Origin of the sequence: Gephyromycinifex aptenodytis (genome assembly GCF_012277275.1) — a bacterium.
GTDB classification, from domain to species: domain Bacteria; phylum Actinomycetota; class Actinomycetes; order Actinomycetales; family Dermatophilaceae; genus Gephyromycinifex; species Gephyromycinifex aptenodytis.
Map to the genome: position 1 here is coordinate 71,555 of NZ_CP051155.1, position 15,159 is coordinate 86,713.

14 protein-coding genes are annotated in these 15,159 nt (G+C 67.7%); all 14 read left to right on the forward strand.

The window, feature by feature from the left end:
* Positions 1 to 4 precede the first annotated feature (4 nt).
* The 14 genes from pyrR (at position 5) to metK (ending at position 15,105) form a co-directional block, all read left to right on the forward strand.
* Complete coding sequence (gene pyrR / locus G9V96_RS00280) at positions 5 to 610, forward strand: bifunctional pyr operon transcriptional regulator/uracil phosphoribosyltransferase PyrR (protein ID WP_168583746.1); 606 nt, start codon at positions 5 to 7, stop codon at positions 608 to 610.
* Positions 607 to 1,548: an aspartate carbamoyltransferase catalytic subunit gene (locus G9V96_RS00285; RefSeq protein WP_168581246.1), complete on the forward strand. Its 942-nt coding sequence runs from the start codon at positions 607 to 609 to the stop codon at positions 1,546 to 1,548. The genes pyrR and G9V96_RS00285 overlap by 4 nt, the downstream gene beginning before the upstream one ends.
* Positions 1,545 to 2,855 (forward strand): dihydroorotase, encoded by a 1,311-nt coding sequence (locus G9V96_RS00290; RefSeq protein ID WP_168581247.1) that lies wholly within the window; start codon positions 1,545 to 1,547, stop codon positions 2,853 to 2,855. The genes G9V96_RS00285 and G9V96_RS00290 overlap by 4 nt, the downstream gene beginning before the upstream one ends.
* Positions 2,852 to 4,024: a glutamine-hydrolyzing carbamoyl-phosphate synthase small subunit gene (gene carA, locus G9V96_RS00295; protein ID WP_168581248.1), complete on the forward strand. Its 1,173-nt coding sequence runs from the start codon at positions 2,852 to 2,854 to the stop codon at positions 4,022 to 4,024. Before G9V96_RS00290 ends, carA begins: the two co-directional genes overlap by 4 nt.
* Entirely contained in the window at positions 4,025 to 7,387 is a 3,363-nt protein-coding gene (gene carB / locus G9V96_RS00300; protein ID WP_168581249.1) for a carbamoyl-phosphate synthase large subunit, read from the forward strand.
* Positions 7,384 to 8,544, forward strand: a complete 1,161-nt coding sequence (locus tag G9V96_RS00305; protein WP_226913346.1) for a dihydroorotate dehydrogenase electron transfer subunit — start codon at positions 7,384 to 7,386, stop codon at positions 8,542 to 8,544. Before carB ends, G9V96_RS00305 begins: the two co-directional genes overlap by 4 nt.
* Positions 8,544 to 9,674, forward strand: a complete 1,131-nt coding sequence (locus tag G9V96_RS00310) for a dihydroorotate dehydrogenase (RefSeq protein ID WP_226913347.1) — start codon at positions 8,544 to 8,546, stop codon at positions 9,672 to 9,674. Before G9V96_RS00305 ends, G9V96_RS00310 begins: the two co-directional genes overlap by 1 nt.
* The gene (gene pyrF / locus G9V96_RS00315; RefSeq protein ID WP_168581250.1) at positions 9,674 to 10,531 is read left to right on the forward strand and encodes an orotidine-5'-phosphate decarboxylase; all 858 of its coding nucleotides are present in this window, start codon (positions 9,674 to 9,676) and stop codon (positions 10,529 to 10,531) included. Before G9V96_RS00310 ends, pyrF begins: the two co-directional genes overlap by 1 nt.
* On the forward strand, positions 10,528 to 10,989 hold the full coding sequence (locus G9V96_RS00320; protein WP_168581251.1) for a chorismate mutase: 462 nt from the start codon (positions 10,528 to 10,530) through the stop codon (positions 10,987 to 10,989). The genes pyrF and G9V96_RS00320 overlap by 4 nt, the downstream gene beginning before the upstream one ends.
* Before the next feature lie 130 nt (positions 10,990 to 11,119).
* The gene (mihF, locus tag G9V96_RS00325) at positions 11,120 to 11,437 is read left to right on the forward strand and encodes an integration host factor, actinobacterial type (protein WP_168581252.1); all 318 of its coding nucleotides are present in this window, start codon (positions 11,120 to 11,122) and stop codon (positions 11,435 to 11,437) included.
* A 1-nt stretch (position 11,438) separates the two neighbouring features.
* Positions 11,439 to 12,017 carry a guanylate kinase gene (gmk, locus tag G9V96_RS00330; protein WP_168581253.1) on the forward strand — a complete coding sequence of 193 codons (579 nt, stop codon included), beginning with the start codon at positions 11,439 to 11,441 and terminating at the stop codon, positions 12,015 to 12,017.
* A 97-nt stretch (positions 12,018 to 12,114) separates the two neighbouring features.
* On the forward strand, positions 12,115 to 12,378 hold the full coding sequence (gene rpoZ, locus G9V96_RS00335) for a DNA-directed RNA polymerase subunit omega (protein ID WP_168581254.1): 264 nt from the start codon (positions 12,115 to 12,117) through the stop codon (positions 12,376 to 12,378).
* A gap of 7 nt (positions 12,379 to 12,385) precedes the next feature.
* Positions 12,386 to 13,780: a bifunctional phosphopantothenoylcysteine decarboxylase/phosphopantothenate synthase gene (locus G9V96_RS00340; RefSeq protein WP_168581255.1), complete on the forward strand. Its 1,395-nt coding sequence runs from the start codon at positions 12,386 to 12,388 to the stop codon at positions 13,778 to 13,780.
* A gap of 107 nt (positions 13,781 to 13,887) precedes the next feature.
* Entirely contained in the window at positions 13,888 to 15,105 is a 1,218-nt protein-coding gene (gene metK / locus G9V96_RS00345; RefSeq protein WP_168581256.1) for a methionine adenosyltransferase, read from the forward strand.
* Positions 15,106 to 15,159: the final 54 nt, after the last annotated feature.

Genomic DNA, 15,159 nt, shown 5'->3' on the forward strand with positions numbered 1-15,159 from the left:
AGACATGACCCCATCGAAAACCGAGAGGGGGGCTGAGTCGCTTTCCACCGGCGCCCCAGCCTCCACCGACGACGACTCCCGTGTGGTCCTCGGCTCCGACGAAATCGCACGCGCCCTGCGACGCATGGCGCACGAAGTGCTCGAACGCAACAAAGGCGGGGACGACCTGGTCGTTCTCGGCATCCCCACCCGCGGCGTCTACCTGGCCCAGCGCCTGGCCGCGCTGATGAGTGAGGTCGAGGGCCGCGAGATCGCGGTCGGCACGCTCGACATCACCTTCTACCGCGACGATCTGCGGCGTAACCCCACCCGCAAGATGGAGCCGACGACCATCCCGGCCGACGGCATCGACGACAAGATCGTCGTCCTGGCCGATGATGTCCTGTACTCCGGGCGCACCATCCGCGCTGCCCTGGACGCCATCGGTGACATCGGTCGCCCCCGCGCAGTCCGCCTGGCCGTCCTTGTCGACCGCGGCCACCGCGATCTGCCGATCCGAGCCGACCACGTCGGAAAGAACCTGCCCACGTCCAGCCGCGAGCGGGTGCACGTATCCCTCGCTGAGCACGACGGCATCGACGAAGTGCGGATCAGCGGAGGTGCCCGATGAAACTGCCCCACCTGCTCCAGATCGAGGGTCTGGACCGCGAGCAGATCACGACGATCCTCGACACGGCCGAAGAGATGGAAGCCGTCGGTCAGCGCGAGCTCAAGAAGATCCCCGCGCTGCGCGGCGTGACCATCGTCAACGCCTTCTTCGAAGACTCCACGCGCACCAAGATGAGTTTCGACCTGGCGGCCAAGCGCCTCTCAGCCGACACCATGGCGTTCTCCGGTAAAGGCTCATCCACCTCTAAGGGCGAATCGTTGCGCGACACCGTGCAGACGATCGCCGCGATGGGGATCGACGGGTTCGTCATCCGGCACAAAGGATCTGGCGCACCGCAGCGCGCGATGGACTGGACCGGGCTGCCGGTGATCAACGCCGGTGACGGCATGCACGGCCACCCCACCCAAGCGCTGCTGGACGCCTTCGCGATGCGTCATGCGCTGGGCGATCTGGAGGGCAAACATGTCGCCATCGTCGGGGACCTGTTCCACAGCCGCGTCGTGCGCAGCAACCTGCACTGCCTGCGCACGCTGGGCGCCAAGGTCACCCTGGTAGCGCCCCCGACCTTGCTGCCGCCGGGCGTGCGTGACTGGCCGGTGACCCAAGGGTGTGAGATCACCACCGACCTCGACGCGGTCGTCGAAGACGTCGACTCGCTGATGATGCTGCGCGTTCAGCGGGAACGTATGAGCGGCGGGTTCTTCCCCAGTGAAAGCGAATACACCGACGGCTGGGGGCTGACTCGCGAACGCCTCGCGCGGCTGCCCGAGCACGCCGTCATCTGTCACCCCGGCCCGATGAACCGCGGCCTCGAGATCGCCCCGGAGGCTGCCGACGCCGCGCGGTCTCTGATCCTGGACCAGGTCGCCGCCGGCGTCTCGGTGCGGATGGCGGTCCTCTTCCACGTGTTCAGCGGCGGCGAAGGGAGCGCAGCATGAGCACGATCCTCATCACTGGAGCCGACATCCTTGGCGAAGGTCGTGCCGACGTCCTCATCCGGGACGGCGCGATCGCCGAGATCGGCAGCGGCCTGGACGCCCAGGACGCCCAGCGCATCGACGCGGACGGCCTCATCGCGCTGCCCGGACTGGTCGACCCGCACACCCACCTGCGCGAGCCGGGTCGCGAAGACACCGAAACCATCGCCTCGGGCGCCCGCGCGGCCGCGGCCGGCGGTTATACCGCGGTGATGGCGATGGCGAACACCACACCGGTCACCGACACCGCGACCGCCGCCGAGTGGGTCTACGACCGGGGAATGCAGGCGCCGCATGTCGACGTCTTCCCCGTCGGCGCGGTCAGCAAGGGCCTGGCCGGTGCCGAACTGGCCGAGTTGGGCCTGATGAACCGCAGCCGGGCCGGGGTGCGGATGTTCAGCGACGACGGCAAGTGCGTCGCCGACCCGGTGCTGATGCGCCGGGCGCTGGAATACGTGACCGCCTTCGGTGGGGTCATCGCCCAGCACGCACAGGACCCGGTTCTGGCCCCGCACACGTCGTGCTGTGACGAAGGCCCCTACTCGGGGCAGCTCGGACTGCCGGGCTGGCCCGCGGTCGCCGAAGAGTCGATCATCGCCCGCGACATCATGCTGGCCAAGGCCGCCGGTTCGCGGTTGCACGTGTGCCACGTCTCCACGGCGGGTTCGGTGGAACTCATCCGTTGGGGTAAGGCGCAGGGCGTCGATGTGACCGCTGAAGCAACACCGCACCACCTGGCGCTGAGCGTGGAGCTGCTGCAGAGCTACGACAGCGTCTACAAGGTGAACCCGCCGCTGCGTTCTGCGGAGGACATCGAGGCGCTGCGCGCGGGCCTGGCCGACGGGACCATCGACGTCGTGGGCACCGACCACGCCCCGCACGGACTGGCCGACAAGCAGCACGACTTCGAGATCGCGGCCTTCGGGATGCTCGGACTGGAGACGGCCGTCTCGGTCATCTGCACCCACCTGGTCCGCGAGGGCCGGATGAGCTGGGCGGATGTGGCCCAGGCGATGTCGGTGCGACCGGCGCGTCTGGCCGGTCTGACCGGTCACGGTCGCCCCCTGGCGGCCGGCGAACCGGCCAACATCACCCTCGTCGACCCGCAGGCCAGTGTGGTCGTGGACCGCGACGCGAGCCAGTCGCGTTCCCGCAACAACCCCTGGCACGGCCGCGAGCTGCACGGCCGGGTCGTCGCGACGCTGCTGCGTGGGCAGGCAACCTTGCTGGATGGCATGGTGCAGCCGCTCACCGGAGCCACCGTATGAGCAGTCTCTGCTCGCAGACCACCCCGGCCGTCCTCGTCCTCGAGGACGGCCGGGTGTTCCGCGGTAACGCCTTCGGGGCGATCGGACAGACGGTAGGCGAAGCGGTCTTCTGCACCGCGATGACCGGCTACCAGGAGACACTGACCGATCCGAGTTTCCACGGTCAGGTGGTCGTCATGACCGCCCCGCACGTGGGTAACACCGGCATCAACGATGAGGATGGCGAATCGCAGCGCATCTGGGTCAGCGGTTTCGTTGTGCGCGACCCGGCGCTTCGCCCCTCGAACTGGCGCAGCGTGCGGACCCTGCAGGATGACCTGCGCGAGCAGGGCGTCGTGGGGATCAGCGACATCGACACCCGCGCCCTGACTCGGCACCTGCGCGAACGTGGTGCGATGCGGGTCGGGATCTTCTCCGGTCCGGCGGTGGGGGAGGTCCCGGAACTGTGCAAGATCGTGCGCAGCGCCCCGCCCATGAGCGGCGCAGCGTTGGCTCAGGAGGTCAGCACTGAGCAGGCCTACGTGGTACCTGCTCAGGGGCAGAAGCGCTTCACGGTGGCAGCGCTGGATCTGGGGATCAAGGCCAATACGCCACGGATGCTCAGCGAGCGTGGCATCGAGGTGCATGTGCTGCCTTGCGACACCAGCTTCCAGCAGATCAGCGAGTTGGCCCCCGACGGGGTGTTCTTCAGCAACGGTCCTGGCGACCCAGCCAGCGCCGATGCCGAAGTCGACCTGCTGCGGCAGGTCCTGGCGGCACGCATCCCGTTCTTCGGCATCTGCTTCGGTAACCAGTTGCTCGGCCGCGCACTGGGTTTCGGGACTTTCAAACTGAAATACGGGCACCGCGGTATCAACCAGCCGGTGCTGGAGCGCGCCACCGGTCGGGTGGAGATCACCGCGCAGAACCACGGTTTCGCCGTGGAGGTGCCTGGAGTCCAGGAGGGCGACTTCTCCCCGCGACAGACCCCCTTCGGCCGGGTCGAGGTCTCCCACATCTGCCTCAACGACCAGGTGGTGGAGGGGCTGCGATGCCTGGATGTGCCAGCGTTTTCGGTGCAGTACCACCCGGAGGCGGCCGCGGGCCCGCACGACAGCGCATACCTGTTCGACCGTTTTGTGGAGCTGATGGCTGAATCCGGGTCATCTCCGGGTAGGAGTGAGGGCTGAATGCCAAAGCGCACGGATATCCAATCGGTTCTGGTGATCGGCTCCGGCCCGATCGTCATCGGCCAGGCGGCAGAGTTCGACTACTCCGGGACCCAGGCGTGCCGGGTGCTGCGCGAGGAGGGCCTGCGGGTCATCCTGGTGAACAGCAACCCGGCGACGATCATGACCGACCCCGAGATCGCGGACGCGACGTACATCGAGCCCATCACTGCCGAGGTGCTGACCCGGATCATCGAGATCGAGCGCCCGGACGCGGTGCTGGCGACGCTGGGTGGGCAGACCGCGTTGAATGCGGCCATCGCCCTGCACAAGAACGGGGTCCTGAAGAAGTACGGCTGCCCGCTCATCGGCGCGAACGTCGAAGCGATCGAACTCGGTGAGAACCGCGAGGCGTTCAAGGGCGTGGTGCAGCGCTGCGGCGCTGAGTCCTGCCGCTCGATCATCTGCCGATCGATGGAGGAACTGCTCGCCGGAGCACAGGAACTGGGTTATCCGCTGGTGGTGCGCCCCAGCTTCACCATGGGTGGGTTGGGCTCAGGCTTTGCCTACGACGAAGAGGACCTGCGCCGCATCGGTGGCGCTGGACTGCACGACTCACCCACCAGCGAGGTCCTACTCGAGGAGTCGATCCTGGGGTGGAAGGAATACGAGCTGGAGGTCATGCGCGACCACGCCGACAACGTCGTCGTGGTCTGCTCGATCGAGAACCTCGACCCGATGGGGGTGCACACCGGAGACTCCATCACCGTCGCGCCGGCCTTGACCTTGACCGACCGGGAATACCAGCGTCTTCGTGATGTCGGTATCGCCGTCATCCGCGAGGTGGGTGTGGATACCGGCGGCTGCAACATCCAGTTCGCGGTCAACCCCGAGGACGGTCGGATCATCGTCATTGAGATGAACCCGCGGGTCTCTCGCTCTTCGGCATTGGCTTCCAAGGCCACCGGATTCCCCATCGCCAAGATCGCCGCCAAGATGGCCATCGGCTACACCTTGGACGAGGTGCCCAATGACATCACGCGGGAGACTCCCGCGAGTTTCGAACCCACCCTGGACTACGTCGTGGTCAAGGTTCCCCGGTTCGCGTTCGAGAAGTTCCCAGCAGCCGACCCCACCTTGACCACGACGATGAAGTCGGTGGGCGAGGCGATGGCTGTAGGTCGCAACTTTACCGAGGCCTTGCAGAAGGCGCTGCGTTCGGTGGAGAAGAAGGGCAGCAGCTTCCACTGGCGCCGGGGTGAAGCGCCCAGCCGCGAGCAGGCGCTCGCGCTGCTGGACCAGGCCCGCACCCCCACGGATGGGCGGATCGTGCTGGTGCAACAGGCGATTCGTGGCGGCTGCAGTGTCGAAGAGGTACACGAAGCCACCGGGATCGACCCGTGGTTCCTCGACCAGATCAAACTGCTCGACGACGTCGCCGGCGAGCTTGCCGCCGCCGGTGAACGCGAGCGCAGGTTGAGCCCGCACTGGTTGCGCCTGGCCAAACGGCATGGATTCTCCGACCGCCAGATCGGGGAGATCACCGGTATCCCCGAGGCGGTGGTGCGCGGGGTGCGCCACGCGTTGGGCATCCGTCCGGTGTTCAAGACCGTGGACACCTGCGCCGCCGAGTTCGCGGCGGCCACGCCCTACCACTACAGCTCCTACGACGAGGAGAACGAGGTGGCGGCCCGGGAGCGTCCGGCCGTCATCATCCTGGGGTCCGGGCCGAACCGGATCGGCCAGGGCGTGGAGTTCGACTACTCCTGTGTGCACGCCAGTTTCGCGCTGCGCGCGGCAGGTTTCGACACGGTGATGCTCAACTGCAACCCCGAGACCGTCTCGACCGACTACGACACCAGCAGCCGGTTGTACTTCGAGCCGTTGACGCTGGAGGACGTGCTGGAGGTCGTGCACGCGGAGATGGAGGCCGGCCCGGTCGCCGGGGTCATCGTGCAACTGGGCGGGCAGACCCCGCTGGGGTTGGCGCATGCGCTCAAGGCCGAAGGGGTGCCGATCGTGGGCACCAGCCCCGAAGCGATCGACCTGGCTGAAGACCGGGGCCATTTCGGCCGGGTGCTGGCCGAGGCCGAGCTGCCGGCGCCGCGGCACGGTATCGCCTACGCGGTCAACGAAGCTCTGGAGATCGCCCGCGACATCGGCTACCCGGTGTTGGTGCGCCCCAGCTATGTCCTGGGCGGGCGCGGAATGGAGATCGTCTACGACGACGAGACACTCATCCGCTACATCGAGAACGCGACCACCTTGGCTGCCGGGGACACCGCTCACCCGGTGTTGGTCGACCGATTCCTGGACGACGCAATCGAGATCGACGTCGACGTGCTGTACGACGGCGAGGATATGTACCTCGGCGGCATCATGGAGCACATCGAAGAGGCCGGGATCCACTCCGGGGATTCGGCCTGTGTCATCCCACCGGTGACGCTGGGCCCGGGGGAGTTGGCGCGAGTGCGTGAGTCCTCCCGCCGTCTGGCCGCCGGGATCGGGGTGCTGGGGCTGATGAACGTGCAGTTCGCCCTGGCCCAGGACGTGCTGTACGTGCTCGAAGCCAACCCGCGCGCCAGCCGCACCGTGCCGTTCGTGGCCAAGGCCACGGGGGTGCCGTTGGCGAAGGCGGCGGCGCGGATCATGCTCGGTGCCAAGATCGCTGACCTGCGCGCCGAAGGCATGCTGCCTGCCACCGGTGACGGGGGAGACCTGCCCATCGACGCCCCGGTGTCGGTGAAGGAGGCGATCCTGCCGTTCAAGCGCTTCCGGACCCACGAGGGTGCGGTCGTGGACTCGGTGCTCGGCCCGGAGATGCGTTCCACGGGTGAGGTCATGGGCATCGACGTGGACTACGGGGCGGCCTTCGCCAAGACCCAGATGGGTGCGCTGTGGGGGCTGCCGACCTCGGGGCGGATCTTCGTCTCGGTGGCGAACCGAGACAAGCGGGCGATGATCTTCCCGATCATGCGGTTGGCTGATCTGGGGTTCGAGATTCTGGCTACCGCCGGTACCGCAGAGGTGCTGCGCCGCAACGGGATCTCTTCCACCATCGTGCGCAAGCACAGCGATGGCCCCGGCCCCCACGGTGAACCGACCATCGTGGAGGAGATTCTTGCCGGTCACGTCGATATGGTTGTCAACACCCCCGGTACCGGTGCAGCGCGACGCGACGGTTACACCATTCGCGCGGCAACCACGAGCATGGACCGACCGATCATCACGACCGTGCAGCAGTTGGGCGCGGCTGTGCACGGCATCGAGTCCCTGCGAAACGATCAGCTCACGGTTTCCTCTCTTCAGGACCACGCTGCCCGGCTGCACGCCGAGCGTCCAGGCGAGGAGTCGACAACCGACGAAGCGAAGGAGAACGGATGAGCCGCAACGACGCCGCAGCCCGCGAGAGCACCCGGGATGCCGCGCCCAAGGCCGTGACGAAGAGCCGCGCTGAGGTGACGCAGGTGCAGGCCACCCTCGTCGCCACCCGGCGTGAGGGCGCCTACCAGTACATGACGTTCGCCGCTCCCGGCGTGCCGGATCTGGCTCGGCCGGGGCAGTTCGTGGCCCTGACCGTCGGCGGCCCGACCTCTTCGTTGTTGCTGCGTCGTAGCTTCTCCATCCACGCGGCTTGCGCCGGTACCGACAAAGGTGAAGAGGACATTCTCGACATCGTCGTGGCCCCGCACGCGCCCGGAACCGAGTGGCTGACCAGCCGCGCGATAGGCGACGTGGTCGACCTCGTCGGACCGTTGGGCAGGCCGTTTCCCATCCCCCGCGAGCGGGTCTCCTGCGTGCTGGTCGGCGGCGGGTACGGCAGCGCCGCCCTGTTCACGTTGGCGATGGCCTTGCGCGAGCGGGGATGCCGCGTGGAGCTGGTGCTCGGTGCTGCCAGCGAGGACAAACTGTTCGGGGTGTACAAGGCCAACCGGTGCGCCGACGCCGTGACCATCACCACCGATGACGGTTCGCTCGGGGTCAAGGGCTGGGTCAGCGACGTCCTGCCTGAGGTCATTTCGCGCAGCGACGCGGCCGTGGTGTACGCCTGTGGGCCGATGGCCATGCTCGAATCGGTGGCGAAGGTGGCCGCCGAGGCCGGAGCGGTCTCCCAGCTTGCTGTCGAGGAGTCGATGGCCTGCGGTGTGGGGGTGTGCATGACCTGCGTCATGCCGGTGGTCGGCAACGACGGGGTGACGCGGATGGTGCGCTCCTGCGTCGAGGGGCCGGTCTTTCGCGGTGACCGGTTGCGTTGGGACGCCATCGAATCCGGTCGCTGCACGGTCCCTGATGACGCACTGGGTGCTCCCGTGCCCGCGGTTGCGGCCGGGATGCCGCCCCTGTCGGAGGTGGCAGAGACCGAATACCCAGAAAGCGCAGAGGGTTCACCGGACGCCCAGGATGCACCGGTTGACGACCCGGTGAAGTTGGCGAAGATCCACAGCGCGCAGGAGTGGGTGCAAGAGCTGCCCGAGGACGGCGGTAGGCCCCACCCCGATCCCGACGCCGAGGTGGCGTCAATGCAGGCAGGAGAGCGTTGATGTTCAGCTGGTTGAAGGGCGAGAAGGTTCGCGAGAGCGAAGCCGCCGACTGGGACGACGCCGCGCGCGCCCCGCAGAAGCCTGCCCCCAGCGGGCACACCGCCGCAGCGGATGCCGACGCCAGACCGGCCCGTACCGCGCTGATGGTGAGCCAGCCAGAGCCGGCCCAGGACATCGAGGTTGATCTGCAGGTCGAGCTGGCCGGCATGCGGTTGCCGAACCCGGTGATGACCGCTTCGGGGTGCGCCGCCAACGGCCGGGAACTCAACCGGTTTTTCGACGTTGCCCAGCTCGGCGCCTTCGTGACCAAGACCGTGATGGCCGCACCTCGCTCGGGGCGTGGCACGCCCCGGATGGCCGAGACGCCCAGCGGCATGCTCAACTCGATCGGTCTGCAGGGCCCGGGTATCGAGTCATTCGTCGAGACCGACCTGGCCTGGCTCAAGCAGGCCGGTGCGCGAGTGCTGGTCTCCATCGCCGGGGGCGACGCGCGCGAGTTCGCCTACGTAGCCCGGGTGTTGCGCGAATGCGACGCCGCCGATGCCGTCGCCGGCGTCGAGGTCAACATCTCCTGTCCCAACGTCGCCAACCGCGGCTTGGTTTTCAGTTGCGACCCAGCCAGCTCCGCCGAGGTCGTCTCGGCCGTCGCCGGTGAACTCCCTGCTGGAATACCGGCATTCGCGAAGCTGACGGCCGACGTCACCGACATCGTGCAGATCGCGCGGGCCGCTCTGGAGGCGGGTGCGCACGGGCTGACCATGATCAACACCCTGTTGGGGATCAAGATCGACACTCGAACGATGCGCCCCCACCTGGGGGGGATCACCGGTGGGCTCTCCGGGCCTGCGATCCGCCCGGTTGCGGTGCGCGCCGTCTGGCAGGTGAAGGCCGCGATGTTGGCCGGGGCGCTGCCGGACGCTCCGATCATCGGGGTCGGCGGAATCCGAACCGGTGAGGACGCCTTGGAGTTCATCGCCGCCGGCGCCAGCGGGCTGCAGGTGGGCACCTCGACTTTCAACGACCCCAGCGCCCCGATCAGGGTCCGCGATGAGCTGTCTCGGGCATTGGCGGTGCGGGGAATCGATTCACTGGCTCACGTGGTGGGCGCAGCCCACGGGGAAGGTCGATGATGACTGAGACGTTCGGAGCCCGGCTACGGGCCGCTATGGATGAGCACGGACCATTGTGCGCGGGGATCGACCCGCACCCGGGGCTGCTGCAGGCCTGGGGGCTGCCCGTGGATGTCAGCGGTGTGCAGACCTTCGCCGAGACGTGCGTGGAAGCCTTCGCGGGCAACGTCGCCTGCGTGAAACCGCAATCGGCCTTCTTCGAACGCTTCGGTGCCGCGGGTGTGGCGATCTTGGAAGCCACGGTGAGCGCGCTGCGCGAGTCAGGCACCCTGTGCCTGCTGGACGTCAAACGTGGCGACATCGGTTCCACCATGGAGGGGTATGCCCGGGCCTACCTGGACGACGAGGCTCCGCTGCGGGTCGACGCCATCACGTTGAGCCCCTATCTGGGGTATGGCTCATTGCGCCCGGCGCTGGACCTGGCGGCCACTACCGGCCGTGGGGTGTTCGTCCTGGCATTGACGTCCAACCCCGAGGGACCCAGCGTGCAGCACGCGAGCAGCGGCGCAGGCTCGGTGGCAGGCGACATCGTTGCCGGCGTCACCCGGGACAACGACACTGCGCGGGCCGACGGAACGCTGGGCAGCGTGGGCATGGTGGTCGGCGCCACGATCGGAACCGCAGTGGCTGACCTCGGGCTGGACCTGGCAGGGGCGAACGCGCCACTGTTGGCCCCCGGCGTGGGTGCCCAGGGCGGCACCGCAGCAGACCTGCAGCGGGTGTTCGGGGCAGCGCTACCCAACGTGCTGGCCTCCTCCAGCCGTGACGTCCTCAGCGCCGGCCCGCAGGTTGCAGAGCTGCGTGCGCGAGCCCAGCAGGTGGGCTCCGGGCTGCGCGAGATGGTGGGCGGGCTGTGAGTGCCCCCCAGGAGCGCACCCGACCCGGCGGCGATCCGCAGAAGGGGACTCCGGGCGATTCGCCGGGGTTGCCTCAGGAATTGACCGAGATTCGGCACAGCATCGACAACATTGATGCCGCCCTCATCCATTTGCTTGCTGAGCGCTTCACTTACACCCAGCGTGTGGGTCGGCTCAAGGCCCGCTACGGGCTGCCGCCGGCGGACCCGGCGCGGGAGGCCGTGCAGATCGAGCGACTCCGGCGGTTGGCCGAATCCGCCCGGCTCGACCCGGCATTCGCCGAGAAGTTCCTCGGCTTCGTGGTCGAGGAAGTCATTCGGCACCATCGCGCCATCGCCGAGGAGGACGCCGCGGGCGATGCCGGTGATCCGGTGAGTGAGGGCGAGCCTGCACCGGGGCGAATCGGCCCGCAGGAAGGCAGCCCCGCGCCGCGAAAGTCAGCCGACCTGGGGAATTAGGCCGCTTTCGTTGCACTTGCGGGCGCTGAGTCGATAGGTTGCGTCTAGACCGGTACACCCGAGATCTGGCCCAAGCGGCCAGCTCGAGTTCAGTTCGGTCACCTGCCCACCACCCTGCCGAGGAGAAAACGTGGCCCTACCCCAGCTGACCCCCGAGCAGCGCGCCGACGCTTTGGAGAAGGCCGCAGCGGCTCGTCGCCAGCGCGCCGCGGTCAAGAGCGACCTGAAGACCTCGGCGGTCTCGCTGAAGTCGGTCATCGCCGACGGCAAGAAGGACGACGTCATCGGCAAGATGAAGGTGTCCTCCCTGCTGGAGTCGATGCCTGGCGTCGGCCGCGTCCGCGCTCGCCAGATCATGGAAGAGGTCGGCATCTCAGAGACCCGCCGGGTTCGTGGCCTGGGCGCAAATCAGATCGCTGCCCTGCTGGAGCGTTTCGGCACCAACTAACATGTCCCAGCACCCACAGGCCGGCCCCGCCCGGCTGGTTGTTCTGGCGGGCCCGACCGCTGTAGGCAAGGGCGCCGTCTCCACCTACATCCGGGAGAACCATCCCGAGATCTGGCTGTCGGTCTCGGCCACTACCCGCCGTCCGCGCCCCGGTGAGATCGACGGTTACCACTACCACTTCCTCAACGACGCCGAGTTCGACGCGATGCTGCGCGAAGACGCTTTCCTGGAGCATGCGGTGGTGCATGGCCGGGCTCGTTACGGCACCCCGCGCTCTCCGGTCCAGGAGCAGCTAGCTCAGGGCACCCCAGTGCTGCTGGAGATCGATCTCGAGGGCGCCCGCCAGGTGCGAGAGACGATGCCGGAAGCGCTGTTCGTTTTTCTCGCCCCGCCGAGTTGGGATGAATTGCTCCGTCGGCTAGTGGGCCGCGGCACCGAATCAGCCGAAGAACGGGAGCGTCGCCTCGCCACGGCAGAGGTCGAAATGGCCTGCCAGGATGAGTTCGATGTGGTCGTGGTCAACGACGAGGTTCGGCGCGCCGCCCGTCAACTCGTATCATTGATGAAAACCTTGCCCTGAGTGCGCTGCGGCGTGCTCTGGTGAGGGCGGCGGAGACGCTCCGCCGATTCCGCGCATTCGACTGCGCCCACCGAAGTCCCCGACGAAACGAGACAGCGTGTCTGGCACCATCGCCCACCCTGAGGGCATCACCAACCCCCCCATCGACGACCTGCTCGCCGTGGCCGACAGCAAATACGCCCTGGTCATCTACGCAGCCAAGCGCGCGCGGCAGATCAACGCCTATTACAGCCAGCTCTCTGAAGGCCTGCTGGAGTATGTCGGGCCGCTGGTCGAGACCCAGATTCACGAGAAGCCGCTCTCGGTGTCGTTGCGCGAGATCAACGACCGGCTGTTGACCTCCACGCCCATCGAGGGCTGAGTCCGCGATGGCGCCCGCCCCGAAGCCCCACGAGGAGACCCGCCATCGCGTCGTCCTCGGGGTGTCCGGGGGGATCGCCGCCTACAAGGCCTGCCTGCTGCTGCGGCTGCTCACCGAAGCCGGCCATGACGTCACGGTGGTGCCCACCCAAGCCGCGCTGCGCTTCGTCGGCGAGCCGACCTGGTCGGCGCTGTCCGGCAACCCGGTAGCCACCGATGTCTTCGATCGGGTGGAGCAGGTGCGCCATGTCCGCCTCGGGCAGGAAGCGGACCTCGTCGTCATCGCCCCGGCGACCGCGGACCTGCTGGCCCGGGCAGCCCACGGCTTGGCTGACGACCTGCTGACGAATGTGCTGCTCACCACGCACGCCCCGGTGGTTTTCGCCCCGGCGATGCACACCGAGATGTGGCAGCACCCGGCCACCCAGGCGAACGTGGCCATGCTGGGTGATCGCGGCGCGCACATCATCGAACCGGCCCACGGGCGGCTCACCGGCGTGGACTCCGGAACAGGCAGACTGCCCGACCCGGACGTGATCGCCGCAGTGTGCGAACGGCTGCTCAGCGGCGCCAGCGCTGCCGGGTCAGTGCCGCAGGCAGATACTGCCGCAGCCGGGGGCGGCGCCTCCGGCGAGGCGCTGTCCGGCTCATGCCTCAAGCCTGGTCCCGATGGCAGCCGAGGGCCACTGGCCGGGTGCCGGGTCGTCATCTCCGCTGGTGGAACCCGCGAGCCCATTGACCCGGTGCGTTTCCTGGGCAACCGCAGTTCCGGCAAGCAGGGTTACGCCTTGGCTGAGGTTGCCTGCAGCAGGGGAGCGCAGGTCACGTTGATCTCGACGGTCGGGTTGACCCCGCCGCCCGGGGCGCAGGTGGTGGCGGTAGAGACCGCGCTGCAGATGCAGGCTGCCGTCCGAAAGGCCGCAGCTCAGGCAGATGTCGTCGTGATGGCTGCCGCTGTGGCCGATTTCCGCCCCGCGGTCGTGGCCGACTCCAAAATCAAGAAGACCCAGAACGCCCCCGGACAGGATGAGCCGCAGGACGCGCCCCGGATCGAGTTGGTCCGCAACCCCGACATCCTCGCCGGGCTGGTGCGTGAGCGCGACGCCGCCGGAACGGGCGTTCCGCTCATCGTGGGCTTCGCTGCCGAAACCGGGGACGAATCCGGGGATGTGCTGCATCATGCCCGCGCCAAGCTGGCCCGTAAGGGGGCAGATCTGCTGGTCGCTAATGAGGTAGGGGCCGGGAAGACCTTCGGCCTGGATGACACGACAATTCACATCCTGCGCCCGGGGCAAGAACGCCCGAGCAGTTTCGGGCCGACAACAAAACGTGCCGCAGCAGAAGCGGTATGGGACGCCGTGCAGGCAGCCCTGCACGGCTCGCTAGACTCGCACGTCGACTGAGGTTCTGCCACGCCCCGCCCGTCGAGGCACCTGCCGCCATACCTGGCGGGGGAGGCACCACATCGCAACCGTCGCGGCCCTAGCCGCCGCAGCTGAGGAGTTCATCAGTGTCTCGTCTGTTCACCTCCGAATCCGTCACCGAGGGCCACCCCGACAAGATCTGCGACCAGATCAGCGACGCCATCCTCGATGCGATGCTTGAGCAGGACCCCCACGCCCGCGTCGCCGTCGAAACGATGGTGACCACCGGTCTGGTGCACGTTGCCGGTGAGGTGGCGACCGTCGGTTATGTCGACATCCCCAGCTTGGTGCGCCGCACGATCATCGGCATCGGTTACGACAGCTCGGTCAAGGGCTTCGACGGAAAGACCTGCGGCGTCGAGATCTCGATCGGTGAACAGAGCCTGGACATCGCCCAGGGTGTCGACACCGCCTACGAGAACCGCACCGGTGGTGTGGACCCGCTGGACAAGCAGGGCGCCGGCGACCAGGGACTGATGTTCGGCTACGCCTGCGATGAGACCCCGGACCTGATGCCGCTGCCGATCCACTTGGCGCACCGTCTGGCCGAGCGTCTGACCGCCGTGCGCAAGTCGGGCCAGATGGCCTACCTGCGTCCCGACGGCAAGACCCAGGTGACGATCGCCTACGACGGTGACCGAGCGGTCTCGCTGGACACGGTCGTCCTGTCCAGTCAGCACGCCGAGGACGTCAGCCTCGAAGCGTTGCTGCAGCCCGATGTGGAGAAGCTCGTCATCAAGCCGGTGTTGTCGGATCTGGCCGACGCCGGAGTCAGCATCGACATGGCCGATTACCGCCTGCTCGTCAACCCCACCGGCAAGTTCGTCACCGGTGGACCGATGGGCGATGCGGGTCTGACGGGCCGCAAGATCATCGTGGACACCTACGGCGGCATGGCGCGCCACGGTGGCGGCGCCTTCTCCGGCAAGGACCCGAGCAAGGTGGACCGTTCCGCGGCCTACGCCACCCGTTGGGTCGCCAAGAATGTCGTGGCCGCAGGTCTGGCCAAGCGCTGCGAGGTGCAGACGGCCTACGCCATCGGTAAAGCCCAGCCGGTCGGTCTGTACGTGGAATGCTTCGGGACCGAGACGGTACCGCTCGATGTGATCCAGAAGGCCATCGACTCGGTCTTCGACCTTCGTCCGGCCGCGATCATCGACGAGCTGGACCTGCTCCGCCCGATCTACCAGTGCACCGCGGCCTACGGCCACTTCGGTCGGTCCAGCGCGCCTGGCGTCATCAACCCCTTCACCTGGGAGAAGACCAACCGCGTGGAGGAACTTCAGCGCGCAGCACGCGGCTGACTAACGCTGCCTCAAGGGCCGGTGCCGGGGGAGACCTCGCACCGGCCCTTGGCG

Excerpts from the sequence above, each read along its gene's own strand:
- pyrR (WP_168583746.1), top strand. The coding sequence starts at position 5 with ATGACCCCATCGAAAACCGAGAGGGGGGCTGAGTCGCTTTCCACCGGC.
- G9V96_RS00285 (WP_168581246.1), top strand. The coding sequence starts at position 607 with ATGAAACTGCCCCACCTGCTCCAGATCGAGGGTCTGGACCGCGAGCAG.
- G9V96_RS00290 (WP_168581247.1), top strand. The coding sequence starts at position 1,545 with ATGAGCACGATCCTCATCACTGGAGCCGACATCCTTGGCGAAGGTCGT.
- carA (WP_168581248.1), top strand. The coding sequence starts at position 2,852 with ATGAGCAGTCTCTGCTCGCAGACCACCCCGGCCGTCCTCGTCCTCGAG.
- carB (WP_168581249.1), top strand. The coding sequence starts at position 4,025 with ATGCCAAAGCGCACGGATATCCAATCGGTTCTGGTGATCGGCTCCGGC.
- G9V96_RS00305 (WP_226913346.1), top strand. The coding sequence starts at position 7,384 with ATGAGCCGCAACGACGCCGCAGCCCGCGAGAGCACCCGGGATGCCGCG.
- G9V96_RS00310 (WP_226913347.1), top strand. The coding sequence starts at position 8,544 with ATGTTCAGCTGGTTGAAGGGCGAGAAGGTTCGCGAGAGCGAAGCCGCC.
- pyrF (WP_168581250.1), top strand. The coding sequence starts at position 9,674 with ATGACTGAGACGTTCGGAGCCCGGCTACGGGCCGCTATGGATGAGCAC.
- gmk (WP_168581253.1), top strand. The coding sequence starts at position 11,439 with ATGTCCCAGCACCCACAGGCCGGCCCCGCCCGGCTGGTTGTTCTGGCG.
- G9V96_RS00340 (WP_168581255.1), top strand. The coding sequence starts at position 12,386 with ATGGCGCCCGCCCCGAAGCCCCACGAGGAGACCCGCCATCGCGTCGTC.